Origin of the sequence: Psychrobacter sp. S1-30-MNA-CIBAN-0213 (assembly GCF_040309845.1) — a bacterium.
Lineage (GTDB): Bacteria > Pseudomonadota > Gammaproteobacteria > Pseudomonadales > Moraxellaceae > Psychrobacter.
In genome coordinates, this window is the sequence record NZ_JBEOPE010000019.1 from 18,414 (window position 1) to 31,773 (window position 13,360).

Annotated in this window: 10 protein-coding genes and 1 pseudogene; 7 read left to right on the plus strand and 4 right to left on the minus strand. The window is 43.9% G+C overall.

Annotated elements, in window-relative coordinates; translation table 11 throughout:
• Window positions 1-12 precede the first annotated feature (12 nt).
• The 4 genes from pstB to pstS all read right to left on the minus strand — a co-directional run bounded on the left by pstB (window position 13) and on the right by pstS (window position 4,347).
• Entirely contained in the window at window positions 13-771 is a 759-nt protein-coding gene (gene pstB, locus AAEY87_RS13375; RefSeq protein WP_290188979.1) for a phosphate ABC transporter ATP-binding protein PstB, read from the minus strand.
• 250 nt (window positions 772-1,021) lie between these two features.
• Window positions 1,022-1,954: a phosphate ABC transporter permease PstA gene (gene pstA / locus AAEY87_RS13380; protein ID WP_350657523.1), complete on the minus strand. Its 933-nt coding sequence runs from the start codon at window positions 1,952-1,954 to the stop codon at window positions 1,022-1,024.
• Window positions 1,955-2,020: 66 nt separating this feature from the next.
• On the minus strand, window positions 2,021-2,974 hold the full coding sequence (gene pstC / locus AAEY87_RS13385; protein WP_350657524.1) for a phosphate ABC transporter permease subunit PstC: 954 nt from the start codon (window positions 2,972-2,974) through the stop codon (window positions 2,021-2,023).
• A 209-nt stretch (window positions 2,975-3,183) separates the two neighbouring features.
• Window positions 3,184-4,347: a phosphate ABC transporter substrate-binding protein PstS gene (gene pstS, locus AAEY87_RS13390; protein ID WP_068037152.1), complete on the minus strand. Its 1,164-nt coding sequence runs from the start codon at window positions 4,345-4,347 to the stop codon at window positions 3,184-3,186.
• Window positions 4,348-5,009: 662 nt separating this feature from the next.
• Between pstS and AAEY87_RS13395 the strand changes: the two genes are divergently transcribed.
• From AAEY87_RS13395 to AAEY87_RS13425, 7 genes and pseudogenes are all read left to right on the plus strand, one after another.
• On the plus strand, window positions 5,010-5,666 hold the full coding sequence (locus tag AAEY87_RS13395; RefSeq protein ID WP_350657525.1) for a 2Fe-2S iron-sulfur cluster-binding protein: 657 nt from the start codon (window positions 5,010-5,012) through the stop codon (window positions 5,664-5,666).
• Window positions 5,663-6,655, plus strand: coding sequence for an FAD binding domain-containing protein (locus tag AAEY87_RS13400; protein ID WP_350657526.1), 993 nt, complete (start codon window positions 5,663-5,665; stop codon window positions 6,653-6,655). The genes AAEY87_RS13395 and AAEY87_RS13400 overlap by 4 nt, the downstream gene beginning before the upstream one ends.
• 2 nt (window positions 6,656-6,657) lie before the next feature.
• On the plus strand, window positions 6,658-9,153 hold the full coding sequence (locus AAEY87_RS13405) for a molybdopterin cofactor-binding domain-containing protein (RefSeq protein WP_350657527.1): 2,496 nt from the start codon (window positions 6,658-6,660) through the stop codon (window positions 9,151-9,153).
• A gap of 126 nt (window positions 9,154-9,279) precedes the next feature.
• The gene (locus AAEY87_RS13410) at window positions 9,280-10,608 is read left to right on the plus strand and encodes an XdhC family protein (RefSeq protein WP_350657528.1); all 1,329 of its coding nucleotides are present in this window, start codon (window positions 9,280-9,282) and stop codon (window positions 10,606-10,608) included.
• On the plus strand, window positions 10,605-11,360 hold the full coding sequence (locus tag AAEY87_RS13415; protein ID WP_350657529.1) for an NTP transferase domain-containing protein: 756 nt from the start codon (window positions 10,605-10,607) through the stop codon (window positions 11,358-11,360). The genes AAEY87_RS13410 and AAEY87_RS13415 overlap by 4 nt, the downstream gene beginning before the upstream one ends.
• A 244-nt stretch (window positions 11,361-11,604) precedes the next feature.
• Window positions 11,605-12,912, plus strand: a complete 1,308-nt coding sequence (locus AAEY87_RS13420; RefSeq protein WP_350657530.1) for a molybdopterin molybdotransferase MoeA — start codon at window positions 11,605-11,607, stop codon at window positions 12,910-12,912.
• A gap of 131 nt (window positions 12,913-13,043) precedes the next feature.
• Window positions 13,044-13,360 (plus strand): annotated as a pseudogene (locus AAEY87_RS13425) (GTP 3',8-cyclase MoaA); the annotation flags it as partial.

The window sequence follows — 13,360 nt, forward strand, 5'->3', positions numbered from 1 at the left end:
ATCAGCTCAACGTTAACCATAACGACCGGTAATGTAGTCTTCGGTCGCTTTTTGCGTAGGCGTGGTAAATACTTGATCCGTCTCACCCATCTCAATCATATCGCCCAAATACATATAGACCGTGTAGTCTGAAACTCGCGCAGCCTGCTGCATGTTATGGGTGACGATGGCAATGGTGTAGTCATTTTTTAAATCTTCTATCAAATCTTCGATTGCACCCGTTGAGATAGGATCCAATGCAGAGGTTGGTTCATCAAGTAACAGCACTTCAGGCTTGGTAGCGACACTACGGGCGATACATAATCGTTGCTGCTGTCCGCCTGATAAAGATAAGCCTGACGCTTTTAGCTTGTCTTTTACTTCTGGCCATAATGCAGATTTTTTTAGCGCCCATTCCACACGATTATCCAGCTCAGCTTTGCTTAGCTTTTCATAGAGACGCACACCAAAGGCGACATTGTCATAGATGGACATTGGGAACGGGGTTGGCTTCTGAAAGACCATACCGACCTGCGCGCGTAGCAAGTTGACATCGACGTCTTTACCTAAGATGTTTTTGCCATCAAGATTGATATTGCCTTCTGCACGCATGCCTGGGTATAAGTCATACATACGATTGAAAGTACGTAACAGGGTCGATTTTCCGCAACCTGAGGGGCCGATAAAGGCAGTCACTTTTTTATCAGGAATGTCGATATTGATGTTTTTTAGTGCCTGAAAATCACCATAATAAAAACTCAAATCTCGAATCTGCATTTTAGCTGCAGGCATGTTTTTAGGAATATCATGCAGTGTTTGCTTATTTAAGTTTGACGCATCTGGTTGCTGCATTTGCGCTGCTGTCGACATCGGTCTATTTAATAGATTGCCTTTTGGCGTATTAAAGTTGTTAGTATTAGTTGTTGTACGGATTTTGCTTATGACGTTATTCATAATTTATCCAACCTAGCTTAATGAATATAAATTTAAGTAAATGCTATATGTAAGGTGATTTGGCGGCAGGCTTTATTTACTCTGACTGCTATTTGGTTTGACCTCGACTGCCAATGAATCTTGCTAAGACATTTAATACCAATACCGAAGCAGTAATAAGCAGTGCCGCTGCCCATGCGAGTGCATGCCAATTGTCATAAGGGCTCATGGCAAACTGATAGATGGTATTAGGCAAGTTAGCAATTGGCTGGCTCATATCGGTACTAAAGTATTGATTATTCAATGCCGTAAATAGTAACGGCGCAGTCTCACCCGTGATTCTGGCAAAAGCTAGTAATACACCAGTGGTCAGACCCGCTCGAGCCGCTTTAATAGTGACTTGTGTTACCATCTTCCACTTGGGTGTACCCAGTGCATAGGCTGCTTCACGAATGTTATTGGGCACTAAATTAAGCATGTTTTCAGTCGTACGCACGACTACAGGAATGACAATTAGTGCCAATGCCAGTGCGCCGGCCCAACCAGAAAAGCTTTGGCCTTTTACCATCAATGCATAAATAAAGAGACCAATGACAATCGACGGTGCAGAGAGCAAAATATCATTTAAGAAGCGTGTCACTTTGCCAAGCATGCTGCCCTGAGAGAACTCAGATAAATAAACCCCTGTCATCAGGCCAATAGGCGCGCCGATAAACAATCCTGAAAACGCCAACATGACTGAACCGACAATGGCGTTGCGTAAACCGCCTGCACTCATAGGAGGTGGGGTGTCGGCGGTAAAAATAGGCATTTGCACTATACCTTGGAAACCTTCAACGAAGAGCGTAAATAAAATCCAAAACAACCAAAATAAGCCAAAAAACATCGCTGACATCGCAAAGCCTAAACCAAGCTTATTGGCCCAGCGCCGTTTGTTATAAAGGCGCTTGTTATAACGACCTTCAAAACTGTTTTTAATAGGTAAGCCATTATTGATTGCGTCGATTGCGCTGTTTGCATTAGCCGCGTTGTTAGAAGGCATAGAACTTGTTTCCCATATTTTTATCAATACCAATAACCATCGAAATTTACCGAGGTAATCGAACTGCTATCGATTACCTGCTTTTTGATCCATGCGCATCAGCATGAGCTTAGCCAACGACAGCACAATGAAAGTGATGACAAATAGGATTAAGCCTAAATGTAACAACGACGCCAGATGTAGCTCACTAGAGGCTTCTGCAAATTCATTGGCAAGGGCTGAGGTAATGGTGACCCCAGAAGTAAATAGACTGGGACTGATATTAAAGGCGTTGCCGATGAGGAATGTCACAGCCATGGTCTCACCAAGGGCACGACCCAGTCCCAAGATGACACCACCAACGACGCCAGCTTTGGTATACGGCAAGATAATCTTAAACATCACTTCCCAAGTCGTCGCACCCATACCGTAAGCTGATTCTTTTAATAAATCCGGTACCACGGAAAAGACATCGCGCATGGTAGCTGCAATAAAAGGAATAATCATGATGGCAAGTACCAATGAAGCGGTAAACATACCGAGTCCCATTGGCGCACCCGTAAACAGCTTACCGATGATAGGCAGTGGGCCAACATGTTCGATAAACCACGGCTGAATGTGATCGCCAAAGAAGGGCGCAAATACAAACAAACCCCACATACCGTAAATGATAGAAGGGATACCTGCTAGCAGCTCAATAGCGATACCAAGTGGCTTTTTTAAGAAATTCGGGCACATCTCGGTCAGAAATATCGCAATACCAAAGCTGACTGGCACGGCAATTAAAATAGCGATAAACGAAGTGACCAGCGTGCCATAAATAGGCGCTAGCGCACCGTACTCATTGGCAACCGTATCCCAGTTATTACTGGTATAAAAGCCGAGACCAAATGTTTGAATGCTCGGCCAAGCCCCAATGATTAGAGAGACTAAAATGCCGCCCAATGATAAGAGAACGAGGATGGCAAAAGCCTTGGTTGCATTGACGAATAGCGCGTCGTAACGTTTTTGTTTAGCCAGTTGGGACCTTAGGTCATTCATAAGTGTCTCAGCATTAAATAGGGTTAAATCAAAAGGTTCAAAAAGATTAATAAGGTCTTATCACAGCAAACTAAATCTTATTAAGTAGCGCTATCGATATGCATTATCGGCTCTACTTATAAATTTACTGTGATAAAACCTCTTAAACAACTACCGGAGAATAATTGTTTAAGAGGGTAATTCGAGAATCATTACCGGGTTTTTAAAAACTATTGAGCTGGTTTGTAGACGGGTTGACCATCGCTGCCTTTGACTTCATTCCACTGCGCTTTAAAGAGCGCAACAGCGGTATCAGAGAAAGGAACATAATCAAGTGCCATGGCACTATCATCGCCTTGAGTGTAAGCCCAATCAAAGAAGTTCAACACGCCAGCCACTTGCTGCGGGTTCTCTGGCTGCTTATGTACTAAGATAAAGGTCGCCGCTGCGATTGGCCATGCTTGCTCAGTCTCAGAGTTGGTGATGACTTTATAAAAGCCTGCTTGCTGTGACCAGTCGATATCACCTGCCGCTGCAAAGGTCTCAGCAGATGGCTGCACGAAGTTGCCTGCCGCATTTTTCAGTGCAGCATGTGACATATTGTTTTGCTTGGCGTAAGCGTACTCAACGTAGCCGATAGAGTTTTTCATACGATTGACGTAACTTGATACGCCCTCGTTACCTTTACCACCTGCACCAGTGCTAGAGGTTGGCCATTTGACTGTTTTATCAACACCAACGCTATCTTTCCAGTCAGTTGAAACTTTGGCCAGATAATCCGTAAAGTTAAACGTCGTGCCTGAACCGTCCGAGCGGAACACGGTGGTAATGGCAGCATCAGGAAGGGTTAAGTCTGGGTTCATAGCTTTAATTGCTGGGTCATTCCAGTTGCTAATCTTGCCCAAATAGATATCTGCTAACGTTGTGCCGTCCAATTTCAACTGGCCTGGCTCTATGCCATCGATGTTGACAATCGGTACTACGCCACCGATAACGGTCGGAAACTGAATAAGTCCTGCTGCATCCAACTCTTCAGGTGTCATCGGTGCATCGGACGCGCCAAAGTCTACCGTTTTTGATTGGATTTGTTTGATGCCGCCTGAGGAGCCGATTGATTGGTAATTCACTTGACCACCAGTCGCGGCATTGTAGTCATAAGACCATTTGGCATAAATAGGTTGCGGAAATGAAGCGCCTGCACCGGTGATATTCATAGCGATGTTTTCAGCAGATTTAAAATCGGTTGCTGACGAGGAGGTTGTTTTGTTAGTTGTTTCTGTACTGGTTACGGCGCTACTGCTATCAGCAGCTGATTCTGCGGTGTCGGTTGATTTATTACAAGCTGTAAGTACTAAAGTGCAACTAACGGCTACTGCTAATAACGAATAACGCATGTAAGACTCCTAAAGTTTGACAACAGTGCAAAATGTACTTCCTGTGAGATGTGTCGTAGTTTGCCAAGCTTTGATGACAGTTTGATGACAATAAGAAATTTATCTTATTAGCAGTGAAATTTTAGATTGGTCGTTATAAGTTAATGACTATATAAAATGACTATATAAAAGGTTGAATTAAGATGAAAAGTGAAATTAAGCCAGTTGGAATTTTAGTTCAGTAAGCGCAAATGAGAAAGAGGCAGATTTTCTTGAGCGTTAACATTTTTTTCCTATCTACTACAAAAAAACAATATCCTAAGCTGTGCCAAGCATATTAATGTATAGCTTGTTTTGAGCTTATTTTTCTATTTTAATTATGATGTTAGGCTGTATTTAATACCTGACAGTAGCTTGACAGTTGACCAAATAACGGATTATTTGAGTCGATTTTCATCGTATTGATAGGCTGATTTGTCTCCGTTGATAAGAGACTGTAAAGGAATAGGAAGCTGCCAATAAAAAGTTACTAAAGATTTATAAGCTAAGAACAACTAAGGAAAAATAACCTCAATACTTTTTAAGATTTTAATAGTTAACAGAACGTTAATTAATATTGAATAGATGGATGAATAGCAATATCTCATCTGGAAACTATCATCATCTGCCAGCGAGAAGCCAGCATGTCTACTTTGACGTTAACGATTAATAAGCAGGATTATCAGCTTGATAATCTCGATCCGCGCACGACATTGCTCGATGTCTGCCGCCAACATTTACAAATCACTGGACCCAAAAAAGGCTGTGACCACGGTCAATGTGGTGCCTGTACCATCCTCATTAATGGCGAGCGCGTGAATTCATGTTTGACGCTAGCGGTCATGCACGATGGCGATGAGATTACGACGATTGAGGGGATTGGATTGCCTGAGTCGTTATCTGAGTTGCAGCAAGCTTTTAAAGATCATGACGCTTTCCAGTGTGGTTATTGCACCCCTGGGCAAATCTGTTCAGCGACGGCATTGATAGAAGAGGTCAAACAAAATTGGCCAAGCCACGTTACTACTGACCTGCAAAATCCTGATGGCCTCCTAGTACAAGAAATCGCTGAACGTATGAGTGGCAATATTTGTCGCTGCTCCGCTTATCCCAATATTATTAAAGCCATCTCTCAAGTATTAGAGAACCAAGTAGCCGATAAATCTATAAAGCCTGTAAGTAACTCAGTACAAGGCTCAGAAGTAACTGGTATTTGGTCGCCGCCGCCAAGTGAGGCGCAGCTAGGTAACAAGTCGTCGAATAATACGACTGCCAATAGCACATCAGGAGGCCGCTCATGAAACGCTTTGAATATATTCGTGCCCTTGAACCGCAGCAAGCGGTTATGTTTGCTACTCCTAAAGAAGCCTCATTTATCGCAGGCGGTACCAACCTCTTAGATTTAATGAAGCTAGAGATTGAAACGCCAACTAAATTAGTTGATGTAACGCGCTTAGAATTACAACAGATAGAAACGACTGATAACGGCGGATTGCGTATCGGTACGCTGGTCAGCAATAGTGATTTGGCTGCCCATCCTGATGTCATTGCAAATTATCCGGTATTGTCTCGTGCCATATTGGCAGGGGCGACTGGACAGCTACGTAACAAAGCCACGACTGGCGGTAACTTTTTACAGCGTACTCGTTGCTATTATTTTTATCAGACGGACAGCGCCTGTAACAAGCGTAATCCGGGCTCAGGTTGCCCCGCTATTGAGGGTGAAAATCGCACTCTAGCTATTTTAGGTACTAGCGATGCTTGTATTGCTCAGCATCCATCCGATATGGCGGTGGCGATGCGTTTGCTTGATGCCACCATTGAAACGGTTAAAGCGGACGGCTCAACTCGCAAGATTGATGTTAAAGACTTTTATTGTTTGCCAAAAAATACGCCGCATATCGAAAACGTTTTAGAGTCAGGCGAGCTTATTACTCATGTCGTTCTGCCTGCGCCTATTAAGGGTATGCACACTTATGACAAAGTGCGTGACCGTGCCTCTTACGCGTTTGCCTTAGTATCTTGTGCAGCGGTAATAGACGTTGATGATAGCGGTAATTTGGTAACCGTGCGCTTAGCATTCGGCGGCATCGGTACTGAGCCATGGCGCAATGAGGAAGTCGAAGCATTATTAACTGACACCGATGGCAATGATGATGTTATTACGCAGGCGGCGGATTTATTATTAAAAGATGCCAAGGGTAGTGGTCAAAACGACTTCAAAATACCACTGACACGCCGCTTATTAAAACAAGTTATTCAGCGCGCATTAGCGGGCGAGGGAGCATAATCATGTCATTATTGGAATCAGTACTTCCAGCAGAATCGACCAAAAAAATGACCATGGATAAGCCTGTCGAAACCTTATTTGACAAAACGGCAAGCAAACTGGTTGGTAAACCCATTAATCGCGTTGATGGCTCATTAAAGGTCAGTGGTCAAGCGCCTTATTCAGCAGAGATTCATCTAGAAAACCAAGTCTATGGCGTCTTGGTTGGGGCAACTATTGCCAAGGGCACAGTAGATAGTATCGACAGTAGCTCTATAGAGGATATTCCCGGGATTATCAAAGTGGTGACTGATCCTGAGCATTTTTTACGTAATTCACAGCAAGGCGGTGCAAAAAAAGCACCCAAGCAAGGCGCGAGCGAGATTTTCTACCATGGTCAGCCGATAGCGGTGGTGATTGCCGAAACCTTTGAGGCGGCAACAGAAGGCGCAAATGCTATCAAAGTGACTTATAAAGACGAAACTGACAAAGCTGCTGTCGACTTTACCAAAGAGCTGCCCAATGCTCATGATGTTAATGAACAAGAAGGTTCAGATAAAAATTCTGAACAGGGTGATCCGGAGCAAGGACTGGCTGATGCTGCGGTGACCGTTGATCGCCTCTATCATACCCCAAGCCAAAACAGCTCAGCTATGGAACCGCATGCGACATTGGCACATTGGGAAGATGATAAGCTCATTATGTACACCTCTAACCAGATGTTGGCGTCTTGCAAACAGCAAGTAATGGACGCTTTAGACTTAAAGAAAGATCAAGTGCAACTGATTGCTTATTATGTCGGTGGTGGTTTTGGCAGTAAGCTGGGCATCGCTCCAGAGTCAATTGCGGCAGCGATTGCAGCAAAAGAGCTTGGTCGTCCAGTGCTGATTACTATGACTCGCCCACAGGTAATGGAAGCAACGGTAAGGCGCTCAAACACCCGTCAGCGTATCGCTATTGGCTGCGATGAAAACGGTCTTATCAATACCATGATTCACGATACGGTGACTAGTAATTTACCTGAAGAAGGGTTTTTTGAGCCAACCGCATTGTCTACCCAGTATTTATATCGTGGTGAGAACCGCCGAGTACACTACCAACAAGTGGATATGAACCAAGTATTATCAGGCTCGATGCGTGCGCCGGGCGAGGCTGTTGGTATGATTGCGGTTGAATGTGCCATGGACGAGCTGGCCTCGCAGTTGGATATTGATCCTATTGAGCTGCGCCGCCGTAATGAACCTAAAAATGACCCCAGTCAGGACATTCCGTTCTCATCGCGTAAGCTCATTGCCTGCATGGAACAAGGCGCTGAGCAGTTTGGTTGGGAGCAACGTAATGCCAAACCTGCCAGTCAGTTAGAGGGAGATTGGTGGATAGGCACAGGCATGGCAGCATCCGCTCGTGGTAACCAATTACAGCCTTCTGAAGCACGTGCAACCTTGCAGATAGATAGCTCAAAAGCGCTTGGCGTAAAAGCCATTATCGAGACTGATATGACCGACATTGGTACCGGCTCTTATACGGTATTCTCCCAAGTCGCTGCGGATCTGTTAGGGCTGCCTATTGACCATATTGAGATGAAGTTAGGCGATAGTGATTTACCAGCTGCATCAGGTTCGGGTGGTAGTTGGGGTGCTGCTAGTTCAGGTAGTAGCGTTTATCTAGCCTGTGAGCAGTTGCGTGAGATGATTGCAGATAAGGTAGGTCTTTATCCTGATACCATCCAGTTAGATAACGGCCAAATCAAGCAAACAGGTGAGCATGATCCTAGCGTGACAGAAATTGCTCTCGAAGCTGCGCTCGAACTGGGTAAGGGAAAAGCTGCAGGTTTGGTTAAAAAAGTACCGGGCTTGACGGATAAGCTTTCTGGACTAACAGAAAAGGCAACGGACTTAGCAGATAAAGTGGCTGAAAAAACTGGCTTACCAATTTCAAAAGCTAAGACGGAAGAATATGATTTTAACAATTCTCAATCTTATGCCTTGGTAGATATCATCGCTAAATACGAAGATCAAAAAGTCAGTGCCAAAGGTCAAATCAAACCCGGTAAAAATGGTAAGAAATACCGCCAATCCTCGTATGGTGCCAACTTCGCTGAAGTTGCTGTACATAGAGTCACTGGTGAGATTCGCGTCAAACGTATGACTGGCGCATTCGCAGCAGGGCGTATCTTAAACCACAAAACGGCTACCTCGCAGTGCTATGGCGGTATGATATTTGGTATTGGCTCTGCTTTGATGGAAGAAGTCATCCATGACAAGCGTGACGGTCGCCTATGCAACCATGACCTTGCTGAATACCATGTTCCTGTCAATGCCGATGTACCGCAGCTCGATGTTATTTTGGTAGAAGAAGACGATCCCTATACCAACCCTATGCATATTAAAGGGATTGGTGAAACAGCAATTTCCGGTGCGGCTGCTGCCATTGCGAATGCTATTTATAATGCAGTTGGCGTCAGAGTTTATGACTTTCCGATTACGCTTGATAAACTGCTCGCTGAGATGCCAGAGTAATTTTAAATACGAGTGTCGTTTTAATAGAAGTTTTTGCATTAAAGAAACCCGCTTAATTAGCGGGTTTTTACAACCTAACGGTTTATAACATAAGCAAGTTATAACATAAGCAAAACAAGAGGCGTTATGAATCAAATCGCTGACATTCTTAAGCTGGCACGCGAGGCTCAGCAACAAAACGTTGATGCTGTACTGGCAACGGTGGTCCGTACCGAAGGCTCAGCATATCGTCGTGCTGGCGCTATGATGCTTATATGCGCAGATGGACGCTCGGTCGGGATGATTAGTGGTGGCTGCCTTGAGCCGCATATTATCAAACGTGCCTTTTGGCTTACTCGTAATGGCGCTAACGTGCAAGTTTATCAAACGGGCGATGATATTGAATACACTGAAAATGGCGAAGCAAAGGAAGCTGCTAAAGAAGAGACGTCCAGAGACGATTTTTTAAATGTTGATTTCCATGATGAGCCAGATCTTGATTTAGACGAGTTGAATTTTGGCTTAGGATGTAATGGACAGGTACATGTTTTGTTTGAGCGCTTAGCGACTGCGACACCGTTGTTAGATATCATTAGTCAGGTTCGAGGTACGCAGCAACCTGTCAAAATAGCCACATTAATTCGCTCTGCTAGTCGCCAAAACTCAAATCCTGAACTGCAAATCGGTATGCGCGTTAATTTAGATGATTATACCAAATCAGGACAAATTACGACTATAGGCGCTAATGGCATTGGCACTAATAACAGCTTAAAGCAAGCCGGGTTTGATGTTTCAAATACTCTTATCAATACGGTTGAAAATTTAGCACAGTATGAGCTTGGTGATAAAAATGCTGAATACGTCGTTGTAAAAGATGATGACAATGATGGCGATGTTAATTTAACAACAGAGTGGCTGGTACAACGACTAGAGCCACAAATCCGTCTGCTGATTTGCGGGGCAGGCAATGATGTTATGCCACTTGTCACCATGGCAAAGCTGCAAGATTGGCATGTCACCGTTGTAGACAGTCGTGCGCAATATGCTACGCGTATGCGTTTTCCGCAAGCAGATGAAGTGCTGCCGCTAGCGTTAGAAGATACCGATACTCTACTCAAACTTAGCGATAATGCTGCCGTCGCTTTGATGTCGCATAGCCTTAGCCAAGATCGCGCTCGCCTTGCTGTATTACTAGCGCATGCCAATCATTGTAAGTACCTTGGGCAATTGGGGCCGCGCTATCGTACCGAGCGTCTGATTGAAGAAATCAGTGCTACTAACGTCAATCATGCGAAGTTATCTGCTGGCATAAGTAAATTACATTATCCTATTGGCTATAAATTAGGTGGCGATGGGCCTGAAGTGCTAGCACTGGGTATCATGGCAGAGATAAATGCGGTCATGCATGAACAAACGCCACTAGCTAAATGTGTAGATTTAGCAAATAGTGATATAGCTATGATGAGTCACGCATGATGACTCAAAACCATGCCGTTATTGTTTTAGCAAGTGGATTAAGCCAGCGTTTGGGTCAAGTGAAGCAACTCCTCAACAAAGATGGTGAGCCATTAATCTGCTATATGACCAAGCTTGCATTAGCGACCCAGCCGCAAGCCATTATCATTGTTATTCCTGAAGATAATCTATTAATAGCCAGTGCGATTACCGAGTTAGCTACTCAGCATGCCATTGTTAACACGGTAATGAATCCAATACCCAAAATGGGTATGGCGCATAGTTTATATCTGGGTATTAAAGCGTTAAATCGTTTGGATAGTGCCGATAGCTGCGATAGCTTATTAATCAATCGAGTATTAATCATGGGCGTTGATCAAATTTTACTCGATGAGGAGCATTTGCTAACCTTGCTAGCAGGTACACAGACGGTGGTTGCAAGTGGCTATAGTAGTTTGGAAAATTGGAGCAACTGGCAGGATTTAGATGAGAAAGCTGTTATTGATAAGAAAAATGCTATTGATGAGACAACCGCTACTGAAACCCTTAAAAAGGATATCGTTGGACTGCCTTTAGCAATTGATTATAAGCTACTAAGACAATGGCAAGCATTGTTAACAGGGGATAAGGGGCTGCGTTACTTAATTAGAGGACTGCGGCCTAGTCAGATAAGTACTGTGGATAACCATCAGCTCAGCTATGATATTGACACGCCTGAGCAACTCGCTCATGCTAGAGCACAGAGATGGCTGGATAGAGTCGATTTAATTTAAAAGTAATATAGTGCTACGGATATAAGTTTTTCTGGCCTGCTGTGCCTACGCAGACAGAGGCTGCGAAAAACTTATATCCGTAGCACGTTATAGTAAGTGTAATTTCCTTATCTTGAACTAATTATAGTTGATCTAGTAATGATAATAAAAACAGACCAAGAGACTGCTTGCATCGTTGAAATCTTTTTGCCTTCTATTTTTTAACCTTTTGTCCCACTACTATAAATAAAAAGAGTAACCCTTTATGATTACCATGGAAGAATTGCAGTCAGCGATAAAGCTGCGCGTAGAAAAATATAACAATAACGACTTTTCCCTAAAACAAAGAGCAGTCGATACTTGCAAGCTACTGGACAGCCGCAATCAAATACTGGCGCAAGATATCAAATCAATTTTTGATGTGCCAAGACAAAATCTATCCGCGATGGATGGTTATGCGATTGCTCAAGGCAGTACGTTATCGAAAGACAGCACGATTGAAATCATTGGCGAGTCACAAGCGGGCAGTGCTTACACTGGTGAGTTAGCAGCAGGACAAGGCGTGCGTATTTTCACAGGCGCAGTCGTGCCAGATAGCTGTGATACGGTCATTATGCAAGAGAATACAAATTTTGCGGAAATAAAAGACACGCTCGATAAATCTCAGCCTTATGCTATAACGCTCACACAAACTGCTCAAATCGATAGCAATATTCGTCGACAAGGCGAAGAGATAGAATCAGGTGAAGCCGTCTTAAAAGTAGGCAAACGTATTAATCCTGCTGATATTAGCTTACTTGCCAATTTAGGCATTAGCCAAGTGAAGCTATTTGAACCACTTATCGTAGGGGTGCTCGCGACCGGTGATGAACTCGTTGCTGTTGGTGATGAGCTCACAAGCTTAGCGCAGATATATAACTCCAATACCCCAACTCTTAAAACCTTGCTGACAGACTTGCCGATTACCATTCGTGATTATGGCATTATCCCTGATGATTTGGATAAGACGACTGCCGCTGTCAACGAAGCCATGCAAGACTGTGACGTACTGATTTCTACAGCTGGCGTGTCGGTGGGAGATTATGATTTTTTGACCACAGTGATTGAGCAGCTCGGGCAGATTAACCATTACAAAGTAGCGATGAAACCTGGTAAGCCCTTCGTGTTTGGTGAGTTATTTGGTGAATTGAATAAAGATTTAGATAAGCCCGTATTGTACTTTGGCTTACCTGGCAATCCGTTATCCACTGTCGTCGGGGCGCTACAATTTGTGATTCCAGCGTTGTGGCAGATGTCAGGCGCTAGCGTGTCAGAGCAACCCATGCAACTCAACGTCAAAGCCACGCTCACCAATGACATTAGAAAATCAGTCGGTCGCAAAGACTTTCAACGTGGGGTATTATCACAAGGTAAGGCAGGAAACTATCAAGTTGAGTGTTTCTCAAGTCAGCAATCGCATAGAATCAAACAACTTAGTCGTGCCAATTGCTTTATCGTTTTAGATAAAGACAGCGGTGATGTGGCAGCAAATAGTAAGGTGATCGTGCAACCTTTTCCTTGGTTGCATAGCTAAGTGAGCGTTTGCTAATTTACTATAAGATGACTACAAGAAAAGTTGAAGATAAACGCTACAATAGGTTGATAAACGATAAGCATAAGTAGTAAAGCAGCGCTTGTGATTAGCAATACTGATGGCAGTAATATATGAATAATGACAACGTTGAAATAGGCAGCGCTCAAATCTATTCGCCTACCTCAGAGCCTTCTATGTTCGATAGCTATAGGCCGTCGTCTGTTGCTGCGCCTGCTATTTATGATGTTAGTGGTGCTACTGATGATGCTATTAAAAACCATCAGTCCCTAACCGATGGCTTCTCTCGTCGTCTGACTTACTTGCGTCTGTCCATCACCGACTTCTGCAACTTTCGCTGTGAGTATTGTCTGCCCAATGGCTACCAAGGCAAGCGCCCTGATGACGAGCTCAGCATCCCTGAGATTGCTACTCTTATTCGCGGTTTTGC